The organism is Microvirga thermotolerans (assembly GCF_009363855.1).
GTDB classification, from domain to species: Bacteria; Pseudomonadota; Alphaproteobacteria; order Rhizobiales; family Beijerinckiaceae; genus Microvirga; species Microvirga thermotolerans.
The window spans coordinates 624,491-649,848 of sequence record NZ_CP045423.1 but is presented as its reverse complement, the minus strand read 5'-3'; the positions used below and the strand labels follow the sequence as shown (position 1 = coordinate 649,848).

24 protein-coding genes are annotated in these 25,358 nt (G+C 66.8%); 11 read left to right on the top strand and 13 right to left on the bottom strand.

The features are described from left to right. The first annotated feature begins 44 nt into the window (after positions 1–44). The 4 genes from GDR74_RS03060 to GDR74_RS03045 are packed head-to-tail and all read left to right on the top strand — an operon-like array spanning position 45 to position 3,962. Entirely contained in the window at positions 45–1,055 is a 1,011-nt protein-coding gene (locus tag GDR74_RS03060; protein ID WP_152584928.1) for an ABC transporter permease subunit, read from the top strand. Further along, entirely contained in the window at positions 1,052–1,963 is a 912-nt protein-coding gene (locus GDR74_RS03055; protein ID WP_152584927.1) for an ABC transporter permease subunit, read from the top strand. The genes GDR74_RS03060 and GDR74_RS03055 overlap by 4 nt, the downstream gene beginning before the upstream one ends. Positions 1,964–1,965: 2 nt before the next feature. Further along, a complete protein-coding gene (locus tag GDR74_RS03050) occupies positions 1,966–2,982 on the top strand; it encodes an ABC transporter ATP-binding protein (protein ID WP_152584926.1) in 1,017 nt (338 codons plus the stop codon). Further along, a complete protein-coding gene (locus tag GDR74_RS03045) occupies positions 2,979–3,962 on the top strand; it encodes a peptide ABC transporter ATP-binding protein (protein ID WP_152584925.1) in 984 nt (327 codons plus the stop codon). The genes GDR74_RS03050 and GDR74_RS03045 overlap by 4 nt, the downstream gene beginning before the upstream one ends. A gap of 8 nt (positions 3,963–3,970) precedes the next feature. On the opposite strand, the gene GDR74_RS03040 is transcribed toward GDR74_RS03045, so the two are convergent. Beyond that, a complete protein-coding gene (locus GDR74_RS03040) occupies positions 3,971–5,989 on the bottom strand; it encodes an AI-2E family transporter (RefSeq protein ID WP_152584924.1) in 2,019 nt (672 codons plus the stop codon). Between the two features lie 370 nt (positions 5,990–6,359). Between GDR74_RS03040 and GDR74_RS03035 the strand changes: the two genes are divergently transcribed. Together GDR74_RS03035 and GDR74_RS03030 are read left to right on the top strand one after the other, a co-directional pair. Further along, the gene (locus GDR74_RS03035) at positions 6,360–7,004 is read left to right on the top strand and encodes a dienelactone hydrolase family protein (protein ID WP_246179829.1); all 645 of its coding nucleotides are present in this window, start codon (positions 6,360–6,362) and stop codon (positions 7,002–7,004) included. 33 nt (positions 7,005–7,037) lie between these two features. Next, positions 7,038–9,119, top strand: coding sequence for a M3 family metallopeptidase (locus tag GDR74_RS03030; RefSeq protein ID WP_152584922.1), 2,082 nt, complete (start codon positions 7,038–7,040; stop codon positions 9,117–9,119). Between the two features lie 3 nt (positions 9,120–9,122). Here GDR74_RS03030 and GDR74_RS03025 read toward each other — a convergent pair whose 3' ends face one another. From GDR74_RS03025 to GDR74_RS03010, 4 genes are all read right to left on the bottom strand, one after another. Continuing rightward, positions 9,123–9,305 (bottom strand): hypothetical protein, encoded by a 183-nt coding sequence (locus GDR74_RS03025; protein ID WP_152584921.1) that lies wholly within the window; start codon positions 9,303–9,305, stop codon positions 9,123–9,125. Positions 9,306–9,383: 78 nt separating this feature from the next. After that, positions 9,384–10,403, bottom strand: a complete 1,020-nt coding sequence (locus GDR74_RS03020; protein WP_152584920.1) for an aldose epimerase family protein — start codon at positions 10,401–10,403, stop codon at positions 9,384–9,386. A 3-nt stretch (positions 10,404–10,406) separates the two neighbouring features. Continuing rightward, positions 10,407–11,285 carry an SMP-30/gluconolactonase/LRE family protein gene (locus tag GDR74_RS03015; protein WP_152584919.1) on the bottom strand — a complete coding sequence of 293 codons (879 nt, stop codon included), beginning with the start codon at positions 11,283–11,285 and terminating at the stop codon, positions 10,407–10,409. Positions 11,286–11,364: 79 nt separating this feature from the next. Then, positions 11,365–12,549 (bottom strand): amidase, encoded by a 1,185-nt coding sequence (locus GDR74_RS03010; RefSeq protein ID WP_152584918.1) that lies wholly within the window; start codon positions 12,547–12,549, stop codon positions 11,365–11,367. A 340-nt stretch (positions 12,550–12,889) separates the two neighbouring features. On the opposite strand from GDR74_RS03010, the gene GDR74_RS03005 reads away from it, so the two are divergent. From GDR74_RS03005 to GDR74_RS02995, 3 genes are all read left to right on the top strand, one after another. Then, positions 12,890–13,204, top strand: coding sequence for a 2Fe-2S iron-sulfur cluster-binding protein (locus GDR74_RS03005; RefSeq protein WP_152584917.1), 315 nt, complete (start codon positions 12,890–12,892; stop codon positions 13,202–13,204). A gap of 85 nt (positions 13,205–13,289) precedes the next feature. Further along, positions 13,290–14,333, top strand: coding sequence for an NAD(P)/FAD-dependent oxidoreductase (locus GDR74_RS03000; protein WP_152584916.1), 1,044 nt, complete (start codon positions 13,290–13,292; stop codon positions 14,331–14,333). A 62-nt stretch (positions 14,334–14,395) separates the two neighbouring features. Continuing rightward, complete coding sequence (locus tag GDR74_RS02995; protein WP_152584915.1) at positions 14,396–15,634, top strand: allantoate amidohydrolase; 1,239 nt, start codon at positions 14,396–14,398, stop codon at positions 15,632–15,634. 132 nt (positions 15,635–15,766) lie between these two features. Here GDR74_RS02995 and GDR74_RS02990 read toward each other — a convergent pair whose 3' ends face one another. After that, positions 15,767–16,288 (bottom strand): GNAT family N-acetyltransferase, encoded by a 522-nt coding sequence (locus GDR74_RS02990; protein WP_152584914.1) that lies wholly within the window; start codon positions 16,286–16,288, stop codon positions 15,767–15,769. An 80-nt stretch (positions 16,289–16,368) separates the two neighbouring features. Between GDR74_RS02990 and GDR74_RS02985 the strand changes: the two genes are divergently transcribed. Next, a complete protein-coding gene (locus GDR74_RS02985; RefSeq protein ID WP_152584913.1) occupies positions 16,369–16,671 on the top strand; it encodes a hypothetical protein in 303 nt (100 codons plus the stop codon). Positions 16,672–16,714: 43 nt separating this feature from the next. On the opposite strand, the gene GDR74_RS02980 is transcribed toward GDR74_RS02985, so the two are convergent. The 5 genes from GDR74_RS02980 to ugpB form a co-directional block, all read right to left on the bottom strand. Further along, on the bottom strand, positions 16,715–18,346 hold the full coding sequence (locus GDR74_RS02980) for an HAL/PAL/TAL family ammonia-lyase (protein ID WP_152584912.1): 1,632 nt from the start codon (positions 18,344–18,346) through the stop codon (positions 16,715–16,717). A 156-nt stretch (positions 18,347–18,502) separates the two neighbouring features. Next, positions 18,503–19,579 carry a sn-glycerol-3-phosphate import ATP-binding protein UgpC gene (locus GDR74_RS02975; protein ID WP_152584911.1) on the bottom strand — a complete coding sequence of 359 codons (1,077 nt, stop codon included), beginning with the start codon at positions 19,577–19,579 and terminating at the stop codon, positions 18,503–18,505. A 107-nt stretch (positions 19,580–19,686) separates the two neighbouring features. Next, on the bottom strand, positions 19,687–20,535 hold the full coding sequence (ugpE, locus tag GDR74_RS02970; RefSeq protein WP_152584910.1) for a sn-glycerol-3-phosphate ABC transporter permease UgpE: 849 nt from the start codon (positions 20,533–20,535) through the stop codon (positions 19,687–19,689). Next, positions 20,535–21,416, bottom strand: a complete 882-nt coding sequence (gene ugpA / locus GDR74_RS02965; RefSeq protein ID WP_152584909.1) for a sn-glycerol-3-phosphate ABC transporter permease UgpA — start codon at positions 21,414–21,416, stop codon at positions 20,535–20,537. The genes ugpE and ugpA overlap by 1 nt, the downstream gene beginning before the upstream one ends. A 112-nt stretch (positions 21,417–21,528) precedes the next feature. Further along, a complete protein-coding gene (ugpB, locus tag GDR74_RS02960; RefSeq protein WP_152584908.1) occupies positions 21,529–22,839 on the bottom strand; it encodes a sn-glycerol-3-phosphate ABC transporter substrate-binding protein UgpB in 1,311 nt (436 codons plus the stop codon). A 209-nt stretch (positions 22,840–23,048) separates the two neighbouring features. Between ugpB and GDR74_RS02955 the strand changes: the two genes are divergently transcribed. Next, positions 23,049–23,654 (top strand): hypothetical protein, encoded by a 606-nt coding sequence (locus GDR74_RS02955; protein WP_152584907.1) that lies wholly within the window; start codon positions 23,049–23,051, stop codon positions 23,652–23,654. 61 nt (positions 23,655–23,715) lie between these two features. Here the strand turns inward: GDR74_RS02955 and GDR74_RS02950 are convergent, their stop codons facing one another. After that, a complete protein-coding gene (locus GDR74_RS02950) occupies positions 23,716–24,921 on the bottom strand; it encodes an NAD(P)/FAD-dependent oxidoreductase (protein ID WP_152584906.1) in 1,206 nt (401 codons plus the stop codon). Then, on the bottom strand, positions 24,918–25,349 hold the full coding sequence (locus tag GDR74_RS02945; RefSeq protein WP_152584905.1) for an Lrp/AsnC family transcriptional regulator: 432 nt from the start codon (positions 25,347–25,349) through the stop codon (positions 24,918–24,920). The genes GDR74_RS02950 and GDR74_RS02945 overlap by 4 nt, the downstream gene beginning before the upstream one ends. Positions 25,350–25,358: the final 9 nt, after the last annotated feature.

Here is a 25,358-nt window from a genome sequence, read left to right as displayed (position 1 = left end):
GGCGGAGCGGCCGAGACGCCGCTCCGCCTTTTTACATTCAGACGATGCTCCGCTTCATCCTCACCCGCGTCAGCCTGATCATCCCGACCTTCATCGGGATCACGCTGCTCGCCTTCTTCCTGATCCGCCTCGTCCCTGGCGATCCGATCGAGACCATGGCCGGCGAGCGCGGCATCGATGCCGCGCGCCACGAACAGCTGCGCAAGGAGTTCGGCTTCGACAAGCCGATCTTCGTCCAGTACGGCATCTACATTTCCCGCGTCCTCCAGGGCGATCTCGGCAAGTCCCTGATCACCCAGGCGCCGGTCTGGGAGGAGTTCAAGGCCCTGTTCCCGGCGACCATGGAACTGGCGCTCTGCGCAATCCTGTTCGCATTGGCGATCGGGCTGCCGGCCGGCATCCTGGCCGCGATCCGACGAAATTCGATCTTCGATCACGGCGTCATGGGCATCTCGCTCACCGGCTATTCCATGCCGATCTTCTGGTGGGGCCTGATCCTGATCCTCGTGTTCTCGGTGCAGCTCGACCTCACGCCCGTCTCCGGCCGTATCGACGTCCTGTATTACATCGAGCCGATCACCGGCTTCCTCCTGATCGACAGCCTCCTCTCGGGCGAGGAAGGCGCCTTCGCCTCGGCGGTGGAGCATCTCATCCTGCCCACCATCGTGCTCGGGACGGTGCCCCTCGCGGTGATTGCCCGCATGACGCGCTCTGCCATGCTGGAGGTGCTGGGCGAGGATTACATCCGCACCGCCAAGGCCAAGGGCCTCTCGCGTTACCGGGTGATCGCCCTGCACGCCCTGCGCAATGCGCTCATCCCGGTCGTTACGGTGATCGGCCTGCAGGTGGGCGTCCTCTTCACGGGCGCCATCCTGACCGAGACGATCTTCTCCTGGCCCGGCGTCGGCAAATGGCTGATCGACGCCATCTTCCGGCGTGACTATCCGGTCCTGCAGGGCGGCGCCCTTCTTCTGGGCATCGTCGTGATGAGCGTGAACCTCATCGTCGACCTCGCCTATGGCCTCATCAACCCGCGCATCAGGCATCATCGATGACCGCAGAAACCATGGAAGCTCCTGCCGTCGCTGCGCCGACGGCGACCCCGCCCCACCCCTTGCGCGAATTCTGGGGTTACTTCAGCGCCAACAAGGGCGCAGTCGCAGGCCTCGCCGTGATTGCCTTCGTGGTGGCGGTCGCGATCCTCGCCGACGTCCTCGCCCCCCACTCGCCCTATGTCACCGACACCTCCATCGCGCTCAAGCCACCTTTCTGGCAGGAGGGCGGAAGCCTCGCCTATCCGCTCGGGACCGATCCCATCGGCCGCGACATCCTTTCGCGGCTCATCTACGGATCTCGCCTGTCGCTGCTGATCGGCATCGTGATCGTTTCGATCTCCATCGCGATCGGAACGGTGCTTGGGCTCGTCGCGGGCTTCTCCCGCGGCCTGACCGAGATCTTCATCATGCGGCTGATGGACATCATCCTGACCCTGCCGAGCCTTCTGCTCGCCATCGTCATCGTCGCGGTGCTCGGCCCCGGTCTCGTCAACTCGATGCTCGCCGTCGCTCTGGTGATCCTGCCGCACTACGTCCGCCTCGCGCGGGCCGCCGTGATCACGGAAACCTCCAAGGACTACGTGACGGCCGCCAGGGTCAGCGGCGCGGGTACGCTGCGCCTCATGTTCAGGGAGGTGCTGCCCAACTGCACGGCCCCGCTGATCGTCCAGGCCTCTCTCGGCATTTCGACCGCGATCCTCGACGCCGCAGCGCTCGGCTTCCTCGGTCTCGGCGCCCAGCCCCCGGCTCCCGAGTGGGGCACCATGCTCGCGGATGCCCGCGAGTTCGTGCTGCGCGCCTGGTGGGTCGTCACCTTCCCGGGCCTTGCCATTCTCATCACCGTGCTGGCGTTCAACCTCCTCGGCGACGGCCTTCGCGACGCCCTGGACCCCAAATTGAAGCGTTGACCATGGCTCTTCTCGAAATCGAAAACCTTTCGGTCGAATTTCCGACCCAAGGCGGCATCATGCGTGCCGTCGACGGCGTCAGCCTCAGGCTCGAGGAAGGGGAGATCCTCGGCGTCGTGGGCGAATCCGGCTCGGGGAAGAGCGTCACGATGCTGGCGCTCATGGGCCTCGTGCCCTTCCCCGGACGGGTGAAAGCCGACAAGCTCTCGTTCAACGGGCGCGATCTCCTGACGATCTCGGACCGCGAGCGTCGAAAGCTCACGGGCAAGGACGTGGCGATGATCTTCCAGGAGCCGACGACGAGCCTGAACCCGTGCTTCACCATCGGGTTCCAGCTCACCGAAACCCTGCGCCTTCACGAAGGCATGGATCGCCGGAGCGCCCGCCGGCGCGCCATCGAGCTGCTGGAGCAGGTCGGCATCCCCTCGCCCGAAAGCCGCCTGTCGGCCTTCCCCCACCAGCTCTCGGGCGGCATGAACCAGCGCGTGATGATCGCCATGGCGATCGCCTGCAATCCGAAGCTCCTGATCGCGGACGAGCCGACCACGGCCCTCGACGTGACGATCCAGGCGCAGATCCTCGATCTGCTGATCAACCTGCAGAAGGAGCGCAACATGGCCCTCGTCATGATCACGCACGACATGGGCGTGATCGCCGAGACCGCAAAGCGCATCATGGTCATGTACGCCGGCCAGATCATGGAAGAGCGCGCGGCGGAGGACCTCTTCGCTTCGCCTCAGCATCCCTACACGGCGGCCCTGCTTGCGGCATTGCCCGAGAACAGCAGGGGCGGACGCCTCTCCACCATCCCCGGCGTCGTGCCGGGTCTCTACGATCGCCCGAAGGGATGCCTGTTCAGCCCCCGCTGCAGGTACGCGACGGAGCACTCCCGCAACGTGCGCCCTGAGCTGCGCTCCTGGGCCGGCGGGCAGATCCGCTGCCACTATCCCCTGGGCGACCCGAGCCGCACGGCCCGGATCGAAGCCGACCACCCCCTTGGCGCGGAGGCCGCATCGTGACCGCTCCCGTAGTCGAAGCCAACAATCTCAAGCGCGTCTACGAGGTGCGGCGCGGCCTGTTCAAGGAGCCCGGCCGTCTGCAGGCCGTGGGCGGCGTCTCGTTCTCCATCGCCCCCGGCAAGACGCTGGCGGTGGTCGGCGAGTCCGGCTGCGGCAAGTCCACCCTTGCCCGCATGGTCACCCTGATCGAGAAGCCGACGGAGGGCACGCTGACGCTCGACGGGATGGACGCCATCCACCCGCCCGCCGGCAAGGCCAAGGATCTGCGGCGCACGGTGCAGCTGGTGTTCCAGAATCCCTATGGATCGCTCAACCCGCGCAAGAAGGTCGGGACGATTCTCGAGGAGCCGCTCGCCATCAACACGAGTCTTTCCGCCGCCGAGCGGACGGAGCGGGCACGTGCGATGATGGCAAAGGTGGGCCTGCGCCCCGAGCACTACAACCGTTACCCGCACATGTTCTCCGGCGGCCAGCGCCAGCGCATCGCCATCGCGCGGGCGCTGATGCTCTCGCCCAAGCTCGTGGTGGCGGACGAGCCCGTCTCCGCTCTGGACGTGTCGATCCAGGCCCAGGTCCTGAACCTCCTGGCCGACCTGCAGCAGGAGATGGGCCTCGCCTATCTCTTCATCTCCCACGACCTGAGCGTGGTCCGCCACATCGCCGACGATGTGATGGTGATGTATCTGGGGCTTACGGTCGAGCAGGGTCCGAAGGAGCGGATCTACGAGCGTCCCCTGCACCCCTATACGCAGGCGCTCCTCTCCTCGACTCCCAGCATGTCCGGAGCCAAGCGCAAGCGCATCGTCCTGAAGGGCGAGCTGCCTTCGCCGCTCAATCCACCGAAGGGCTGCGTTTTCTCGACACGCTGTCCCTACGTGACCGAGCGCTGCCGGATCGAACGGCCGGCGCTGCGGCCGATCGACGGCCGTCTGGTGGCGTGCCACTACGCGGAGAACTTCCTCGCGGAGCAGCCGGCCTGAGGCTTCCCTCAAGCCGGGAGAGGCAAGCGCTCCGACCCCGTCGCGGCATGGGACGGCTGCGGCGGGGACGGGGTCCGGGCATGCCCCTTCTCCTCTCCCGTCGCATTCTTCACGCACAGCACGACCGCCTCGCGCAGGGTCGACACGTAGTAGTCGGCCCCGAGCGACGCCTGCCGGCCCTGGTTGCTCAGGACCGCGTCGTCCGCCGGCCAGAGGCCGACGAGGATCGGGACGTCCGGCATTCTGTTGCGGAGGCGTCGCAGGAGATATCGCAGATGCGCCGGCGTACCGCCGATCTCCAGATAGGACAGGCACACCATTCGCACATTCGTCGTATCGAGGCTGCCGATCCCCGCGCGGGATACGGCCTCGTAGGGCACCGTGCGCGTCCCGAGGCCATGCTTGGTCAGAAGCTGCGCCAGCATCGAAGCGGCAGCTCCGTCGAGAGGGCCGCGGCCGGCGACGCATAGCACGGCGCCTTCGCTGCGCCACTCCTCCCGAACCGGCATGGCCGCCGGCGAAGGCTGCGCGACGGCGGGCTCCTTGATGGCGGGCTGCTCGCTGGCCGGCGGCGCCACGGGCTCGTCCACGGTCTCCTTGCGCTCCGGCTCCCGGTCGTCATGGGTGTCGAGATCCTGGATGAGGGCTCCGACCACGGCCTTGACCCGCTCGAGCTGGTGGACCGTCAGGACGCCCCGGCTCGCATCGTTGGCGGCAAGCTGCAGCCCCTTCAGGGCGACCTCGTCGTAATAGGATGTGAGTGAGCGCTCCCGCAGGAGGGCCTCGGCGGACTCGAGCGCCTCGTCCGGATCGCCAGCCAGCATGCGCTGGTAGAGGTTTTCCGCCGGCGTCAGCGCAGGGCGGTCGCCGAGCAGGACATCGAGGAATTCCAGCCGCTCCACATGACGGCCCAGAACGACGAGGCACAGGGTCAGCGGCGTGGCGATGAGCAGGCCGACGGGGCCCCAGATCCAGGTCCAGAAGATGGCGGAGAGGACCACGGCGAAGGGGGAAAGGCCCGTGCTTTGGCCATACACCACCGGTTCGATGACATGGCCCATGAGCGGCTCGCCGAGGAGAAAGAGGGCTGCCGTCAGCACCGCCATCGACCAGCCGGGGTCCACGGCTGCGGCGAGCATGATGGGAAAGGCCGCGGCGATGAAGGAGCCGATGTAGGGCACGAACCGCATCAGCGCCGCGAACACGCCCCAGAGCAGGGGACTCGGTACGCCGATGGCCCATAGGCCGACAGCGACGAAGACGCCGAACGCGGTGTTGAGGCCGAGTTGAATCAGGAAATAGCGGCTGAGGCGCCGCGCCGCATCGTCCATTGCGATGGTGGTGCGATGCAGGTCGCTGGAGCCGAACAGGCGGATCATGCGGTCGCGGAGATCCTCCCGCTGCAGGAGAATGAAGACGAGGACCACGAACACGATGCCCGTCGTCGCCAGCGGCTGCAGCATCGGCAGGAGGAAATTGCGCGCAAGCTCGACGGGCGTCGGCTCCGGCTGGTGCACCTCGACCGGCAACGGTGCAGGAGTCTCCGCTTCCTGTGCCGGTGCCGGAGACGGCGCGCCCTTCTTTTCCTCCGGGTTTTCCTGAACCGCCCGGTCGAACTCGCGGCCCATGTTCTTCAGGAGCGCGGGCAGCCGCCCGAGCGATCCCTCGCGGAGGGAGCCGAGTTTCTCCTTGATCGTGTACTGATAGCGCGGAAGGTCGCTCGCGAGCCCCGCAAGCTGGAACCCGATGATGCCGCCGAGGGAGACGATGATCCCCAAGGCCACGAGCACGGCGATGATCACGGAAGGGACGCGGCCCAGATGCCAGCGCCGCATCATGTCGACGAAGGGCGCCAGCACGAAGGCGAGCAGGATCGCGAGCACGATCGGCAGGAACACGTCCTGGCCGATATAGAGCGCGGCCAGGACGACGATGCCGACGATGAGGGTCATCAGGCCCGAAATTCCCGGAACGCTGGGCGGCGGGATCTCTGCCTGAGGAGGCGGGGACGGACTGGCGGCGGACATGGGGCGTTCTTCTCCGGAGCCGCGGGGAGGATCCTGGCGTTCTGACAACGCCCGAACCTCCCGAACGATCCTTGGCCGTTCGGGAGCCTGCCTCGGCCCTGAGACCTCATGAGACCTTTTGCCATCTGTCCGTCCCATGCGGGCTTTCCAGATCAGGAGGGGACCGGCCTCGAGCCCGATCCTCTTTCCGCTGCCCGAACCGTGCCCTGAATCCCATGTCATGAACCCGTCCCGACGAACGCTGCTGATCGGCGCCCCTCTTGCCGCCGCTTGGCCTGTCCTGCCCTTCCCAGCCCTCAGCGGAGAAGCCGTGCCTATGCCTGTGACCGAGTCGCGCCAGACCTTTTCCAGCGGCGGGAGAACCATAAACGTGGAACGCTTCGAGCCGGGCGGCCAGAGGTCGGCCCCTCCGGTCCTCATGCTTCACGGCGCCGACGGGCTTGGCCTCAATGGCCAGTACCGGGCGGGGGCACGGGAGATCGCCGCCTCCGGCTTCCAGGTGCATCTCGTCCATTATCTCGACCGGACCGGGGAGCGACGCGCCTCCTTCTCGACCCTGTTCCAGAACTTCGTTCCATGGATGGAAACGGTCCGGGATGCCCTTGCCTGGATCGGAGACACGGCCGAAACGGCTGCGGGGAGCATTGGGCTGGTCGGGATCTCGCTCGGCGCGGCATTGGGACTTGCGGTTTCCGGCACGAGTTCGCGGATCGGAGCCCTGGTGAGTTTCTACGGGCCGCTCCCCCAGGGAGCGGTCGCCCCCGATGCGCGCCTGCCTCCGACCCTCGTCCTCCACGGCAACATGGATCCGGTCGTGCCGGTGGCGAATGCTTATGCCATCGAATCCCTGCTTCGTCAGAGGCACGTCCCGCACGAGATCAGAATCTATCCCGGCGAAGGTCACGGCTTCCGCGGCCAGGCGCAGGCGGATGCGACGCGAAGGGCTCTGGCGTTCCTGCGCCGCCACCTCGTCCCCGAAGCGCCGCCCCTTCCTGCACCTGACCGGGACCGCTAAAAGAGAGCCGGAACGGCCCGAACGAGGATTGCCATGACTTCATCGGATGTGAATCGCCCATCGAATCCCCTCCTCGCTTCCTGGGCGACTCCCTTCGGCATCCCCCCTTTCGAGAGCATCGCGCCTGAGCATTACCGGCCGGCCTTCGATGCCGCCATTGCGGAGCAGCAGGCGGAGATCGATGCGATTGCCGGAAATGCCGAGACCCCGACCTTCGCCAACACGATCGAGGCGATGGAGCGGAGCGGCGCGACCCTGAAGCGCGTCGGTGGCGTCTTCTTCAACCTGGCGGGATCGCATACGAACGACGCCATTCAGGCGGTCGAGCGCGAGATGGCGCCGCGCCTCGCGAAGCACCGCAACAGCATCTTCATGAACGAAGCCCTTTTCCGGCGTGTGGATGCCCTCCACCGGAACAGGGACGATCTCGGCCTCTCCCCCGAGCAGGCCCGCGTGCTCGACCGTTACCACACGATTTTCGTGCGCGCCGGCGCCCGCCTCGGTCCGCAGGACAAGCAGCGCCTCGCGGAGATCACGGAGCGCCTGGCTGCCCTCGGGACACAGTTCTCGCAGAACGTGCTGGCCGACGAGAAGGCGTATCGCCTCGTTCTCGAAACCGAGGAGGATCTGGCGGGCCTCCCCTCGTTCCTACGGGAAGCTGCGGCGCAGGCGGCGGCCGATTGCGGCCTTCCGGGCAAGTACGTGATCACCCTGTCGCGCTCCAGCATCGAACCCTTCCTCCAGTTCTCGAGCCGGCGCGACCTGCGGGAGCGGGCCTTCAAAGCCTGGGCCTCCCGCGGAGAAGGCGGCGGCGCCACGGACAACACGGCCATCGTCGCCGAGATGGTGCGTCTGCGCGCCGAGCGCGCGAAGCTCCTGGGCTACGAGACCTTCGCGGACTTCAAGCTCGCCGACACGATGGCGAAGACGCCGGCGGCGGTTCTCGCACTCCTTAACGAGGTCTGGGGACCGGCGCGGCGGCGCGCCATGCAGGAGAGGGACGATCTGCAGGCGCACGCCCAGGCCAAAGGCGACAACATCGTCATCGAGCCGTGGGACTGGCGCTACTACGCCGAGCAGGTCCGCATCGCGAAGCACGATCTCGACGAGGCGGCCATCAAGCCGTACTTCCAGCTGGAGCGAATCGTCGAGGCCGCCTTCGAAACCGCGAACCGGCTCTTCGGATTGCGTTTCGAGGAGTTGCAGGATTTCCCGCGCTACCATCCCGACATTCGCGCCTGGAAGGTCACGGGCGGGGACGGCGCACTCGTCGGCATCTTCATCGGCGACTACTTCGCCCGTGCGTCGAAGCGCAGCGGAGCGTGGATGAGCGCCTTCCGATCCCAGGAGAAGCTGACCGGAAACATTCGCCCGATCATCGTCAACGTCATGAATTTCTCCAAGGGCGGTCCGGGCGAGCCGTCCCTGCTCAGCTTCGACGACGCGCGGACGCTGTTCCACGAGTTCGGTCACGCGCTTCACGGCCTCCTCTCCGACGTGACCTATCCCCTGCTCGCGGGGACGAGCGTCTCGACGGACTTTGTCGAGTTGCCGTCCCAGCTCTACGAGCACTGGCTGTCGCAGCCGGAAATCCTGCGCCGCTATGCAACGCATGCGAAGACAGGCGAGCCGATTCCGGAAACCCTGCTGAAGCGGCTGACGGATGCGAGAAACTTCAACCAGGGCTTCGCAACGGTCGAGTACCTCGCCTCGGCATTCGTCGATATCGACTTCCACCGGCTCGTGGATCCCGGCAACGTGGACGTGGCGGCCTTCGAGCGGGCGTCGCTCGAGAGGATCGGCATGCCCGGCGAGATCATCATGCGGCACCGCACCCCGCACTTCACCCATGTCTTCTCGGGCGACGGCTATTCGTCAGGCTACTACAGCTACCTTTGGTCCGAGGTGCTGGATGCGGATGCGTTCAACGCTTTCGAGGAGACCGGGAATGCCTTCGACCGGGATACGGCCGAGAAGCTGAAATGGTACATCTATTCCGCCGGCAACCTGCGCGATCCGGCGGATGCCTACCGCGCCTTCCGCGGGCGTCTGCCCACGGCAGAGGCCCTGCTGGCCAAGCGCGGCCTCACCGCTCCCGGATCGGAAGAGGCCTGAAACTCAGACGACCGGCAGGGCGGGAAGCCGCAACTCGCGCGGCTTGGCGGCGCAGGCGGGTTTGCGGTGGAGAACGGACGTTCTGTCCAGGCTGGGCCGGCCCGGCCGAGGCTGACGCAACACGCCCGAAAGAAAGGCCATGCCCTGCGGATCCGTCTTCAGGGCATTCGCGTCGAGCACCGGCATATCGGTCTTCCCCCTGGCCTCGCTCCTCCGACGGGAGCGCCTCGTGGAAACAACGACCCGGCAAACGGCAAAGTTCCCTCACGCCAGCTGCACGAAGCGGAATTCGCTGACCTGACGGGAGACCGATCCGGGATCGAGAATACACGGGGGAAAGTGGGCGTTATTGGGGCCGTCGGGGAACCGCTGCGGCTCGAGGCAGAGGCCGGCATGCGCGCCGTAGCGGGCGCCGCCGAGGCCCGGCACGGGAATGTCCAGCATATGCCCGTCATAGAACTGGACGCCGGGCTCCGTCGTCCAGAGTTCCATGGACAGCCCGCTGTTGAGCGAATGGAGGGCAGCCGCATGGCGTAGCCCGCCTGCACCGGCCCGCAGAACATAATTGATGTCGTACGAGGTCCGCCCCTGCAGCAGCTGGGCCGCGCCGATGGGGCGGCTCGCCCGGAAGTCGAACGGCGTCCCCGTCACGCTCCTGATCTCGCCGGTGGGAATCAGGTCCGGTTGCGTCGGCGTGACGAAATCGGCCGCGATCGTCAGGTGATGCGAACAGATATCGGAACTGCCGTCGAGGTTGAAGTAGCCGTGCGTGGTCAGGTTGACCGGCGTCGGGCGGTCGCAGGTCGCTTCGAGGGCGACGCGCACCGTGGCGCTCGGAAGAAGCGAATAGGTGCAGGTGGCGACGAGACGTCCCGGATAGCCCATGTCGCCGTCGCGGGAGACGAGCGCGAGCGTCACGCTCGCCGGCTGCAGGTCGATCACCGTCCAGAGCCGCGTCCCGAACCCATGCGGGCCGCCGTGCAGCTGGTTGCGTCCTTCGTTGGCGTCGAGCATGTAGGTGTGTCCGCCCAGGGCGAAACGGGCGTGCCCGATCCGGTTCGCGTAACGGCCGACGACGGCGCCGAAGTAGGGAGAATAGGTCCTGTAGTCCTCGAGGGAGTTGAGGCCGAGCACCACGCCTCGAGTCCCACGCCGCGTCGGCACGACCAGGTCCCGGATGACCGCGCCCCACGTCAGCACGCGCATCTCGATACCGTCCGGGCCTGTCAGCACGACTTCCCACACGTCCTGCCCGTCGAGGGTCCCGAAGCGGTCGATCGTCATGTCTCATCCCTCGAAGATGCCGGCTTCGAGTCCCTGCGTCTCCGTTTCGAGAGCGTAGAGGTGCCCGGCCATGGGGTCGGTGTGCGGATCGTGTCCGACGCTGGCGGTGGTGATGTAGAGCGTTCTCATTCCAGGCCCGCCGAAGGCGCAGTTCGTCACCTGGGCCGTGGGCACCGGCACCACCAGTTCCGCCTCTCCTTCGGGCGTGAAGCGCGTGATGCGCGATCCTCCCCAGTGGCAGACCCACAGGCGGCCGCCCGCGTCGACCGCCATGCCGTCGGGGTGTCCCCAGCCCTGCTCGAACTGAACGAAGACTCTGGGCTTGCCGATTCGGCCTTGTTCGAAATCGAAGGCGTAGATGGTCCCGCGCGTGGTGTCGGTCGCGTACAGCGTTCGCCCGTCGGGGCTCGAGACCGGGCCGTTGGTGACGACGACTCCTTCGTGGAAGCAGGCGAGCTCCTTGCCGTCCCAGCGCCAGAAGGCGCCGGTGGGCTCCGTTTCCGGATCGTGCATGGTGCCGAAATAGATGCTGCCGTCAGGCCCCACATGCCCGTCGTTGATCCGATTGTCGGGCCGCCCGGGCTCGGGCGCGACGATGGGAACCGAGCGGCCGCTCGCCAGATGGAACCGGGCGAGGCCGGACTTGAAGCCTGCCACGACCGTCTCCGGATCGGGCGTGAGGAGGACGAAGCCGACCGGCTCGGGAACCGGGATGCGCCCGTGCCGTCCCGTGGCGGGCGTGCAGCGCCATATGGCCGGGCTCTTGATGTCGACCCAGAGCACGGTCTCGGTGCGATGGTCCCAGACCACTCCCTCCCCCAGGGTGCAGGCGCTCGGAACCGCCACATGGGGAGCTTTCGGGTAGACCGTGGGATGGCTCATCGATGGCCCCTTGCCGGATCCTAGACGCCTCGCCTGCTCTGGGCGTAACTCGGCCAGGCCCGTGCCGGTTCAAGCCCCTTCACCCTTCGGCGACCCGCGCCGCCAGCGCGACGAGGCTCAGGTCAGACCCGGCGGGTCCCAGAAGCGAGAGGCCGAGAGGAGCCCCGTTGCGGCCTGAGAGAGGGATCGAGACCTGCGGCAGGCCCGAGAGCACGGAGAGGCACTGGAGGTTCAGCGCCCGGTTGCGATAGTCGTTGAGGGCCTCGTCGCTTTCCGTCAGCAGGGGCGCCACGTCCGGCATGCTGGGCAGGATCAGGACCCCGTCCCGGCCCAGCAGGGCCGCGAAGCGCTCCTTGAAGGCGCCGCGAATCGCCTGGGCTTCCGCCACCTGGCGATCGGTCACCTCCTTGGCGAAGGCGAAGCGATCGGCGACGCCCGGGCCGAGAGGGGGCTTGAGACGCTCGATCATGGGCCCGTCCACGGCCCAGGCCTCCCGCCCCTGGATATAGCGCATGGCCCAGTAGAGGGCCGTGAACCCTTCCGCGGCCGCATCGACCTCCGTCACCTGCCCCAGAACCTTCTCGACCCGGCGAACCGCCGGGAGGAGCGCCTCCCGGACCGCACCGTCGAGCAGTGCGAAGGCATCCTTCGCCAGCAGCGCCCGGGGCCGCTCCGGCAGCGGTTCGGTGTCGGCTCCCAGCACCACTTCGCCGACCCGCAGGAAGGTCGCCCCGTCGCGGGTAAAATAGCCGCACGTGTCGAAGGAGGGCGCAAGGTCGTGGCAGTTCTCCAGGCTGACGCGTCCGTGGGTCGGCCGTATGCCGAACAGGCCGCAATGACTCGCCGGGGCCCGGACCGAGCCGCCCGTGTCCGTGCCGAGCGCGAAGTCGCAGAGACCGTTCGACACGGCCGAGGCCGAGCCGGAGGACGAGCCGCCGGGAATCCGGTCCGGCGCGCCTCCATTCAGCGGCGTGCCGAAATGGGCATTCTTGCCGCTCATGGAGAAGGCGAGCTCGTCCGTGATCGTCTTGCCGACGAACCGGGCGCCCGCATCGAGCAGCTTTTGCACGGTGGGCGCCGTCCGGGTCTTGAGGCCCGACATGGCGAGCATCTGCGGGGAGCCGGCGCCCGTGGGATATCCGGCCACGTCGAACAGGTCCTTGACGGCGAAGCTCAGGCCGCGGAGCGGCCCGCTTTCCGCGTTCGGAACGGCAACGGCGGGATAGGGCATGAAGGCGCGGGCGGGATCGTGGGGGAGGAGCATGGCGCAAATCGGCAGAGAGAGGGAGGATGGGGCCGCGACAGTGGCACCCCCGCCGCTGCGCTGGCAAGGCAGGAATGTCTGCCCGCAGGATCTCTCATGCCTCCCCCCGCTGCGTCCGGGAGGACATGATACGCTGCGGCCTGGCCATCCAGCCGCTCCCTCCCGAGCCCTGGGAGACACCGGGGCGCTCGTCATCGCCCAGCGGCCGGAATATGCGCAAAATGGCCGGCCTCCCGGCCTAAAGCGTTGACGGAGGGGGCAAAACGCACAATATCCACCCCGTCCGGGCGCGACCGCGCCTGCTCTTCGCTTTTCGCAACCTTCGAGGACACCCCGATCCATGGGCGTCATCCATGTGACCGACCGCTCCGGCCAGCGCCACACCCTGGAGGCCCTCGAAGGATGGCGCGTCATGGAAATCATCCGGGACTGGGGCCTTCCCCTGGAAGGCCTTTGCGGCGGAGCCTGCGAATGCGCCACCTGCCACGTCTACGTCGCGGAGGAGTGGCTTTCGAAGCTCCATCCCCCCTCGGAGGAGGAGGAGGACCAGCTGGATACGGTGGTGACCCGGCCGAACTCCCGCCTCTCCTGTCAGATCATCTGGACTCCCGCGCTCGACGGCCTGGAGGTGACCCTGGCGCCGACGGGGAGCTGATTCCGCGGCCTCTGCAGGCCAAGCCTGTCGCATTGCAAAAGACGGGAGACCGTGCTTTCCGAGGGTCTCCCCAAGGAGCCTGTTCATGACCGACCATATCGAAACGGACGTCGTCATCATCGGCGCAGGGCCCGTCGGCCTCTTCGCCGTGTTCGAGCTCGGGCTCCTCGACATCAGATGTCATGTGATCGACATCCTGCCCAAGGTGGGCGGCCAGTGCGCGGAACTCTATCCGGAGAAGCCGATCTACGACATCCCGGGTTTCCCGATGATCACCGGCCAGGGGCTCGTGGACAACCTGATGGCCCAGATCGAGCCGTTCCATCCCACCTTCCATCTCAACCAGATGGTGGAGAGCATCGAAACCCTCGGGACGCCCGAAGCCCCCCTGTTCCGGGTGAAGACCGCCGAGGGCGAAACCACCTTCACCTGCAAGTCGATCCTGATCGCCGCCGGCGGCGGCTCTTTCCAGCCGAAGAAGCCGCCCATCGATCAAATCGAGGCCTATGAAGGCACGGGCGTCTTCTATGCCGTGCGCCACATGGAGATGTTCCGAGACAAGCGCATCCTGATCGTCGGCGGGGGCGATTCCGCCCTGGACTGGACCGTGAACCTGCAGCCCCTCGCCAAGCGCCTCACCCTGCTGCATCGCCGCGACGCCTTCCGCGCCGCCCCTCACACGGTCGAGAAGATGCGGGCGCTCGTGGCCGCCGGCGCCATGGATCTGCACCTCGGACAGGTTTCGGCCCTCAAGGGCCCCGCACCCGTCCTCGAAGGCGTCACGGTGCGAAAGGACGACGGCTCGACCTTCGACATCGCCTGCGACGTGATGCTGCCCTTCTTCGGGCTGACCATGAAGCTCGGCCCGATCGCCGACTGGGGCCTGAACCTCCACGAGAACCTGATCCCGGTCGATACGGAGAAGTTCGAGACGAACGTACCCGGGATCTTCGCCATCGGCGACATCAATACCTATCCCGGCAAGCTGAAGCTCATCCTGTCCGGATTCCACGAGGGAGCGCTCGCGGCGCAGAAGGTGCATCGCTACGTGTACCCGGAGAAGAAGCTGCTCTTCCAGTACACGACCTCTTCGACGAGCCTGCAGAAGAAGCTCGGCGTCGCGGCCTGAAGCATGGGCCGGCGCAGCTTTCGCTTGCGAAGGGCGCCGGTTCCTGAAACTCTTTCGTCATCATGACGAACCATAACGACCCGATCCTCGGCCGTCGCGCCATGGCGATGCTCGACTCTCTCGCCCGCCACAGCGACGATCCCGACCGCCTGACGCGCCTGTATCTCTCGAAAGCTCACCGCTCTGCAGCGGAAGAGACGCTGAGCCTCATGCGAGAGGCCGGGCTCGACGCCCATATCGACCCTCTGGGCTCGGTGATCGGACGCATGGAGGGCGCGAATCCGGGCGCCCCCGCCCTTCTCATCGGATCCCATATCGACACGGTGATCGACGCGGGGCGGTATGACGGCACGCTCGGGGTCGTCCTCGGGATCGTCGCAGCCGAGGCGCTGCGGGAGGAGGGCATCGTTCCCTCCTGCCCCATCGAGGTGGTTGCGTTCGGGGACGAGGAGAACGCGCGGTTCCCGACGAATCTCTCCACGTCATACGCCTTTTCCGGCAATTACAGGCCGGAATGGCTCGAGGGACGGGACGAGAGCGGCACGACCTTGAGGGAGGCTCTCCTCCGCTTCGGCGGCGACCCCGAACGCATCGGGACGATCGCGCGCGATCCGAAGCGCTACCGCGGCTATCTCGAAGTGCATATCGAACAGGGGCCACAGCTCGAGGCGAACGGGCTCCCCGTCGGCCTCGTTTCGGCCATCAACGGCGTCAGCCGCGCGCGCGCCACCGTGATCGGAGAGGCGGGACATGCCGGAACCGTGCCGATGCCCATGCGGCGCGACGCGCTGGCCGCAGCCGCCGAGATGATCGTCGCCGTGGAGCGGGCAGGAGCGATCCGGCAGGACACGGTGGCGACGGTCGGTTCGGCAAAAGTGACGCCCGGAGCCATCAACGTGATCCCCGCTCGGGTGGACTTCACGCTCGACGCGCGCTCTCCCGACGACGCGGTGCGGCATGCCATGGTGGCGGACATTCTCGCCGAATGCCGCAGCATCGCCGGGAAGCGCGGCGTGACCTTCACCGTCGAGCCTTTCATGGACTCGCCGGCGACGCCGATGGACCGATCCCTCCTCGGCCTTCTCGAGGAGGCGGTCCGAGCCGCGGGCATCCCGCCGCGGCATCTGGCATCCGGAGCGGGACACGACGCCGTGGCGATGGCCGCGCTCTGTCCCGTCGCGATGCTCTTCGTGCGCTGCAAGGGCGGCATCAGCCACAACCCGGCGGAATCGATCACCCTGGAGGACGCGGATATCGCGGCCCGTGTTCTCCTGGAGACGGTGAAGAAGATCGTTTCCTGACCGGGGCGTCGCCCGGCACGCCCGATCAGATCCTGCTTCGCACTGGGTGGGAATCTCGCCGCGTCAGTTGCGGCGGGCCGGAGGCGCGCGCAGGAGCCGGGTTTCTGTCCGAGGAGAGGCGAAGAGCGCATCCTAGAGCGGCGCATGCCACTCCTCGGCAAGAATGGCCCACCGCTCATGGTCGCGCCATTCTCCGCCGATCTTCAGGTAGCGCGGGGAATACCCCTCCTGCCGGAATCCCAGCCGCTGCGCAAGCGCACGGGAGGGCGCGTTGCCGGGCTGGATGTTGGCTTCGAGCCGGTGCAGGCCGAGCGTTCCGAAGGCATGCGTGATGACCTGCGCGACGGCCTCGCGCATCAGCCCCCGGCCCTGCCAGCCGGCCATGCCGTAGTAACCGAGATAGGCGCTCTGAAAGAGCCCGCGGACGATCTCGTTGATGTTGACGACGCCCACGATCTGTCCGCTCTCCCGCTCGCGCGCGACGAATCCCAGCGAGCGCTCGCCATCGCTGCGCGCCAGGTAGGCCTGAAAGCCTGCGGCATCCCGGCAGGGATAGACCCACGGCTCGTGCACGTCGATGCTGGCGAGATTCGCGGCGACGAGTTCGACGCCGTCCGTCTCGCGAACGGGCCTGACGAGAACGCGGGGTTTCATGTGCTCCCTCCCGCTTTCGGGAACCTTGGCATCATCATGTCGTTGTCGTTCGTCATTCCAACATACCGAAGGATCGGACTATGCGAGCCATTCTCCTCCCGGCTTTCGCCGCCGCTCTAGGCCTGGGGTTCTTTGCTGCGCCAGAGGCGCAGGCCCGCTTCAACGGGGCCCAGGTGCAAGCGCCGTCCCTCGTGGAGAACGTCGCTTGCGTGACGCGTCACGTGCGAACCGTGCGGCCGAACGGACGCGTCGTCTATCGCACCGTGCGCGATTGCGGCGTGCGGCCCGGATGGTACCGGCCGGGCCCCTGCCGCATGATCCGCGAGCGCGTCGTGCGGCCGAACGGCAGCGTCGTGTACCGCACCATCCGCCGCTGCCGCTGACCGGCACATCGGCAAGGGTCCTTGTCCCGGGCCCTTGCCCGCCTCACTCGAGAGTCCCGACCGCGCTCTCCACCGCCTCCACGATGGCGCCGGAGCGTACGAGTTCGAGCGCCTGGCGCATCTCGGTCGCATACCAGCGGTCGCCGTCCAGGGCCGGCGGGATGACGGCCCTGATCGCCTCGAGCGCGGCAGCCGTTCCCTTGCCGAGGGGATAATCCTTGGCGAGCGGCTCCACGAGCGTGAGCGCCTGGGCTGCCATGAGGAGCTCTCCTGCCACGATCTGCTCCACGTTCTCCACCACCGTCCGCGCCTTCCGCCCGCACCAGGTCGAGTTCGACACATGGTCCTCGGCATTGGACTTGCCGGGAATGGAGTCGACCGAGCCGGGCGTGGCGAGCCCGCGGTTCTCCATCACGAGCGCCGACATGGAGCACTGCACGGTGGCGAAGCCCGTATTGAGCCCGCGCTTGCCCGCGAGGAGGTTGCGCGGGAGCCCGTAGGACATCGTGGGGTCGATGAGCCGCGCGAGCCGGCGCTCGGAGATGGCGCCGAGATCCGTCATGGCGATCGCCAGCAGATCCATCGCCTGCGCCACGTACTGACCGTGGAAGTGGCCGCCGGAAATGGACACGTAGCCGCCCTGTCCATCGTCGAAGATCAATGGATTGTCCGTCGCGGAGTTGATCTCCGTCCCGACGATCCGCTCCACATAGTCCACCGCCTCGACGGCGGGGCCGTGGACCTGCGGCGTGCACCGCAGGGAGTAGACGTCCTGCACCCGCGGCGAAGCCGGAGTGCCGGGCTGGCGCGACTCGTCGGGGAAGACCACGTCGCGCGCGGCCTGGGAGCAGCGCCGGGTGCCTTCGAGAATGCGCAGCAGGTTCCGCGCGATCCGCGCCTGCCCGGGATGAGGCCGTGCCTTGTGGACCCGCGGGTCGAACGCCGCGAGTTCTCCGCGCATCGCCTCGAGGGAGAGGCACATGGCGATGTCGGCCTGCTTGAGGAGACGGCGGGCGTCGTAGGTTGCCAGCACGCCCAGGGCGAGGGAGGTGGTCGACCCGTTGATGAGGGCGGAGGCATCCTTCGCGCCGAGTTCGAAATCCGGGTCGAAGCCCGCTTTCGCGATGGCCTCCCGCGCCGGCATGCGGCGCCCCTTGTAGATCATTTCCGCCTCGGCGAAGCCGCAGACCGCGCCGGCCATGTGGGCGAGCGGGGCCAGATCGCCCGAGGCGCCCACCGACCCCTTCTGCGGCACGACCGGGTGCAGCCCGGCATTGAGGAAATCGATCAGCCTCTCCACCAGCTCGACGCGGGGGCCGGAGTAATTGGAGGCGAAGGCGTTGGCGCGCAGCAGCATCATGGCCCGGGTCACGTCCTCCGGGAACGGCTCCCCGATTCCGGTGGCATGGGCATAGACCGTCTTGCGCTGGTAGGCCGCCATGTCGGCGATGAGGACCCGCTGGTCCTTGAACAGCCCGACACCCGTGTTGAAGGCGTACATGAGCGGGGCATCGTCGTGCATCCAGTGGCGGTCGATGTAGTCCCGCGTGGCCGCGATCCGCTCGCGGGCCTGAGGATGCAAAACGGCCTTCTCGAAACGCCCTTTTCCATTGGGACGCGCCACGCGCGCCACATCGCCGATCCTGAGCCCGGCTCCGTCGATCTTGACCGTCATGCTTCACCCTCGCGTTTCTTCGAGGGATAGCGATGCCGTCCGCCGGGCGCAACAGGAACCGGAGCGCCGAAAGCCCGCCGGGCGACCGGCGGGCCCTGCAGAGGACGAGGCCTCGACCCGGTTTACCTGCCTTGAGGGGATGGAAGCCTGAAACCGTCAGACGCGGCCGAGGCGCTTCGTGGTCTGCGGATCGAAGAGATGGACGTTGGCAGGGTCGATGGACAGGGTCAGGCGGCCCGCATCGGCGGGGATCTGCCCGGTGGAGGCCTGGACCACGAACTCGGCTCCGGCAACCTTGCCGTGGAAGAGCTGGGTCGCGCCGAGCTCCTCGACGAAATCGACATCCATGGACAGGGTGCTCGACCCGGCGGCGCCCGCCTGCACGTCCTCCGGACGCAGGCCGACCTCGATGGCGCTGCCCGGCGTCAGTCCTTCCCGCATATCGGCGACGGCGATGGTCTGGCCGCCGACGGAGACGCGGCCCGGGCCCTCGACCTTGCCCGGGAGAATGTTCATGGGCGGAGACCCGATGAAGGTCGCCACGAAGCGGGTCTCGGGGCGGCGATAGACCTCGGCGGGCGTGCCGACCTGCTCGATCTGGCCGCCGCTCATCACCACGAGCTTGTCGGAGAGGGTCATGGCCTCGACCTGGTCGTGGGTCACATAGATGGACGTCACGCCGAGCGCCCGCTGGAGGCGCTTGATCTCGACGCGCATCTGCACGCGCAGCTTGGCGTCGAGGTTGGAGAGCGGCTCGTCGAACAGGAAGACCTGCGGCTTGCGCACGATGGCGCGACCCATGGCGACGCGCTGGCGCTGCCCGCCCGACAGCTGGCGGGGCTTGCGCTCGAGAAACGGCTCGATGGCGAGGATGCGCGCAGCCTCCTTCACGCGCTTGTCGATCTCGGGCTTGGGCGTGCCGCGGTTCTTCAGGCCATAGGCCATGTTGTCGTAGACGCTCATGTGCGGATAGAGCGCGTAATTCTGGAACACCATGGCGATGTCGCGGTCGGCAGGCTCGATCTCGTTCACCACCCGGTCGCCGATCTTGACGGTACCGCCGGAGATCGTCTCGAGGCCGGCGATCATGCGCAGAAGCGTGGATTTGCCGCAGCCCGAGGGACCGACCAGCACGCAGAAGGAGCCGTCCTCGATGCCGAGGGAAACGCCCTTCACGGCCTCGACATTGCCTGCATAGATCTTCCGCACCGTATCGAGCGTTACGCCTGCCATCGTCTCATTCCTTCAAATCGACTCGCGCCCTGCCGGACCCGAGATGCATCCGTCGTCAGACCCTGCGCCGCCTCCGGGGAGGGAGACCGGCGCTCCGGCCCTGTTGCTTATTTCTCCGTCTCCACGAGGCCCTTCACGAAGAGGCGCTGCATGAAGACCACCACCAGCACGGGGGGCACCATGGCCAGAACGGCCGTCGTCATCGCGATCTGCCACTCGGTCAGCGCATCCTGGGTCGTGATCATCTTCTTGATGCCGATCACGATGGTCTGCATCGAGCTCTTCGTGGTGATCAGCAGCGGCCAGAGATACTGGTTCCAGCCGTAGATGAACTGGATGACGAACAGCGCCGCGATCGTCGTCAGGGACAGCGGAAGAAGAGTGTCCTTGAAGAACCGGAACGGACCGGCGCCGTCGATCTTGGACGCCTCCAGAAGCTCGTCCGGGATGGTCATGAAGAACTGCCGGAACAGCAGCGTGCCCGTCGCGGAGGCGATGAGCGGAAGGATGAGGCCCGTATAGGTGTCCAGCAGCCCGAGATCGGCGACGATCTTGTAGGTCGGGTAGATGCGGACCTCCACCGGCAGCATGAGGGTGATGAAGATCACCCAGAACGCCGTCATCCGCAGCGGGAAGCGGAAGTATACCACCGCGAAGGCGGACAGGATCGAGATCACGATTTTGCCGACCGCGATCCCGATCGCCATGATGAAGGAATTCATCATCATGAGGCCCACCGGCTCGCGCGACGTGCGCGAGGCTCCGACGAAGATCGTCCGGTAGTAGTTCTCCGCGGCCTGGTCGCCCGGGACGAGCGGCATGTTGCCGTTGATGATGGTTGCCGCATCGAAGGTCGAGGCCAGGATCGCCAGATAGACCGGGAAGGCGACGATGACGACGCCGACGGTCAGGACGAGATAGGCCAGGAGATTGCGGTAGCGTCTGTTCTCGACCATCAGTATTGCACCTTACGCTCGACATAACGGAATTGGACGGCGGTGAGCGCGATCACGATGATCATGAGGATCACCGATTGCGCCGCCGAGCCGCCGAGATCGCCGCCGAGACGGCCGTCCGCATAGACCTTGTAGACGAGGGTGGTCGTCTGGCCGGCCGGGCCGCCGCCGGTCACGGCATCGATGATGCCGAACGTGTCGAAGAAGACGTAGACGATGTTCACCACGATGAGGAAGAAGGTCGTGGGCGAGAGGAGCGGGAACACGATGGTCCAGAACCGCCGGACGGGCCCCGATCCGTCGATGGCCGCAGCCTCGATCACGCTCTTCGGAATCGCCTGCAGCCCGGCGAGGAAGAACAGGAAGTTGTAGCTGATCTGTTTCCAGGTGGCCGAGAGCACCAGGAGGATCATGGCATGCTTCGCGTTGAGCATCGGGCTCCAGTCGATGCCCATGGCCTTGATGGGGCGGGACAGGGTGCCCAGGGTTGGATGGAACATGAAGATCCACAGGACGCCCGCGATGGCCGGAGCGACCGCGTAGGGCCAGATGAGAAGGGTCTTGTAGCCCTCGCCTCCGCGCAGCTGCTTGTCGGCCTGGGTCGCGAGGAGCAGGGCGCAGGAGAGGGACAGGATCGCGACGGAGGAGGAGAACACCAGCGTCGTCACCATGGCCCGGTAGTACTCGGGCTGCTGGAAGAGCAGGCGATAGTTCTCGAACCCGACGAACTCGCTCGAGAGGCCGAAGGCATCCTCGAGCAGGAAGGACTGCCAGACGGCCTGGCTGGCAGGCAGATAGAAGAAGATGACCGTGATCGCGAGCTGCGGAAGAAGCAGCGCATAGGGCAGGATCTTGCTGGAGAAGAAGGCTCGTTTTTCCATCGCGCTCGGGCATCCGGTGGCGAGCAGGGGACATCCCTGGGTCGCGGTCGATTCATAAGATCGTCCCGGGCGGCGTGCCGCCGCCCGGGACGATCGGGTTCAATCGAAAGGCTTAGCGGCTGACGGTCCGCTCGAACTGGCGCAGGATCTGGTTGCCGCGCGTCACGGCCGCATCGAGGGCGTCCTTGGCCGACTTCTGGCCGGCGAGCGCGGCCTCGATCTCCTCCGCCCAGATGTCGCGCATCTGGACCATGTTGCCGAGACGCAGGCCGCGGGAGTTCTCCGTCGGCTCCTTGTTGGTCAGCTCGATCAGCGGCGTCTGCAGGACGGGGTTCTTCTCATAGAAGCCGGACGCCTTGGTCTTCTCGTAGGCGGCCTTCGTGATCGGGAGATAGCCCGACTCCTGGTGCAGCTTCGCCTGACGGTCGGTGTCGGAGAGGAAGGCGAGGAACTTGGCGACGCCCTTGTACTCTTCCGGCGTCTTGCCGCCCATGACCCACAGCGACGCGCCGCCGATGATGGAGTTCTGCGGAGCGTCCTTCACGTCGGGATAATAAGGCATCGGGACAGACGTGTAGTCGAACTTCGCGTTCGCCTTCACGTTGCCGTAGAAGCCTGAGGAGGTCAGGAAGATCGCGCACTCGCCCGACGTGAAGCGGCCCTCGGAGCGGCTGTCGCGGCCGGAATAGTCGAAGGTCTTGTCCTTCTGCAGATCGATCAGGTTCTGCAGATGCTTCACGTGCAGGGGCGAGTTGAACTTCAGCTCGGTGTCGAAGCCGTCGAGGCCGTTGGCCTTCGTCGCCAGCGGAACGTTGTGCCAGGCCGAGAACTGCTCGATCATCGCCCAGGTGATCCAGGCGGAGCTGAACCCGCAGGTGTTGTGCCCGGCGGCCTTGAGCTTCTTCGCCGCCTCGAACACGTCGGGCCAGGTCTTCGGAATCTCGTTGACGCCCGCCTTCTTCAGCTCGTCCTTGTTGATCCACATGACCATCGAGGAGGAGTTGAAGGGGAAGGACAGCATCTCGCCCTTCGCGGTCGAATAGTAACCGGTGATCGTCGGGAGATAGGCCTTGGGATCGAACTTCTCGCCCGCCTCGGCCATGAGCTGGTAGACCGGCTTGATCGCGCCCTTCGCCGCCATCATCGTGGCGGTGCCGACCTCGAACACCTGCAGGATGTGGGGAGCGTTGCCGGCGCGGAAGGCGGCGATGCCGGCATTCATGGTGTCGGCGTACTGGCCCTTGTAGCTGACGACGACCTTGTAGTCCTTCTGAGAGTTGTTGAACTCTTCGGCGAGACGGTTCACCACGTCGTTGTTGGCACCCGTCATGGCGTGCCACCACTGGATCTCCGTCTGCGCGAAAGCCGAGGTGCTCGTCGCAAGGCCGATGGCCAGCGCGGCGAGGAACGATTTATGCTTCATAACCGATCTCTCCCTTTCCATCCCGCCAGGGATGTTATTGTCGTTCATCACCCCGACGCGAAGGTGGGATGACGGCTTTATGACAAAAACATGACAAGCATAGCCGGCTTCAAAATGGAAGCCCTTTCTTCTGTCAGGCTTAATGCCCACGGCGGAACGGCGGGGGCCGGTATTCGTTGGACAGACTGTCTCGCAACGGAAAGCGTTCCATGCCCCATCTGGTCACCGCCCTCTACGAGAATGCCGGCGACGCGCACCGGGCCCTGCAGGCTCTCCTGGAAATGGGAATGGCGCCGACGCGGATCGTCGTCGCCGGCATTCCCGAGGGCCGCGAAGTCTCGTCGATCTCGGGCTTCCGAACCCTGTCCATCGGCGCGGACGGCATTCCCGACCTGAGGGAGCTCCCCCTTCCGGAGGAAGATCTGCGCCGCTTCTCGCAAGCGGTGCGGCGGGGCAGCACCCTCGTCGCCGCCCAGGTCGGCGCGGACGAGGAGGAGGCCGTTCGCATCCTGGAAATGTTCTCCCCCGTCGAGCCGAACGAGGACGGCTCCCCCGGCACGGGCGGGAGCGGAGACCGGTCGGCACCGCTCGCCTCGCCGCTCGGCGCAGGCCTGACGGGCGGCATGGCGGAGGGCCAGACGAACACCGCCGCCCTGCCCGGCATGGGGACGATGACCGGCGGCGACGATCCCGGAACCTCCGACCTCAGGACGGAGGACGCCCGGCTCGGCGGCGGCAGCACGCTGCCGACCTCCGGCTCCCGGGATCGGGAAGAACGCCCCGGCACCGGCGCGCTGCGCCGGGACATCGCCTGACGCGGCCCGGTCCGGATCTACCGGGCGCAGGAGACCTCCTGATCGACGCTCCGGCGGAACGTCAGATGACGTTCCGTTCGAGAAGGGGGCGGTTTGCCAGGACGCGCTCGTAACCGAGCTCGGAGAGGTCGAGGGTGCGATAGCCGCCGTGGACGATCAGCTCCGCGAGCCCGCGCCCGACCGCCGGGGCCTGCTGCAGGCCGTGCCCGGAAAAGCCGTTGCAGAGATAGAAATTCTCCATATCGCCCGCCCGGCCGATGATGGCGTTGTGGTCGAGCAGGGACATGTCGTAGGGCCCCGCCCAGGCGCGGCCGGGCTTGATTGCCTCGAAGGCCGGGACCCGGTGGGCGAGCGCGGGCCAGATGAACTCCTCGAAGAAGGAGAAGTCGATCTCCTGCGAAGCGGGGTCCTCGTCGAACCAGTCGGGATCGCGGTCGGCCTCCGGCGAGGCGCCGCAGATGAACCCCTCCCCCTCGGGACGGACATAGGCGCCCGAGGTGTCGATCAGCAGCGGGCAGTTCTCGATCCTGTCGCGGCAGGTGAACGTAAACACGTAGCGGCGCTTCGCCTGGACGGGAATCGCGACGCCCGCCTTCTCGGCAAGCGCCCGCCCGCCCGATCCGGCGCAGTTGACCAGGGCGCCGCAGGCGATGCGCGTGCCGTCGGCCAGCCGCACGGCGACGATGCGGCGGCCCTCCCGCTCCACCTCCGCCACCTCGCCCTTGACGAACTCCGCTCCGAGGGAGCGGGCCTTCTTGCGGAAAGCCTGCAGGAGGCCCCATCCGTCGAACCAGCCCTCGCCCGTGCGGCCCCAGCTGCCGAGGGCGAGATCCTCCACGTTGAGCCAGGGGAACCGGGCCTTCAGCCCGTCCGGTTCCATCAGCAGGATGTCGGCGCCCTCGGCGGTCTGCAGGGCGTGGTTCTCCTCGAGGACCGGCGCGCCCGCTTCCGTGGCGCAATAGAGATAGCCGCCCTCCTTAAGGTCGATCTCGGGCCGCTCCCCGTCCACGGCCAGCCGCTCGCCGAGGCTGCGGAGGAACTCGATCCCGTAAAGGGAGATGCGGATGTTCACCGCGCTGGAATACTGCTGGCGGATGGAGGCTGCGGAGAGGGCCGACGCGGAGAGCCTGTAGGTCGGGTCCTTCTCGACGACGACGACACGCCCCCTGAAGCCGGGATCGGAAAGCAGATGGAAGGCGGTCGAGGAGCCCATGACGGCGCCCCCGACGATCACGACATCGGCAGTGTTTTCGGCAGGTGAGGTCATCGTTCGAATTTCGTTGAGAGGATGATGGAGGACTGCGTGCGCTCGACACCCTCGATCGCGCCGATCCGGTCGATGGCCGTGTCGAGGGAGGGAACGTCCTCAGCCTCTACCACCGCCAGGAGATCGAATACACCGGCCACGGAATGCAGGGCGCGCAATTCCTTCATGCGTTGCAGGGCCGCGACGACGCTGGCGGAGGCCTTCGGGGCGACCACGATGGTGACGTGGGCCCGCACCATGCGCCGGCTCACCTCCTCGGCCAGGCGAACCGTGTAGCCGACGATGATGCCGCGCCGCTCCAGGCTCTCCACCCGCGCCTGGACCGTGGTGCGGGACAGGTTGAGGCGCCGGGCCGCCTCCGCATGCCCGATCCGCGCGTTCTCGCGCAGGAGGGCGATCAGGGCGCTGTCGATGGCATCCATTGACATAATGACCAA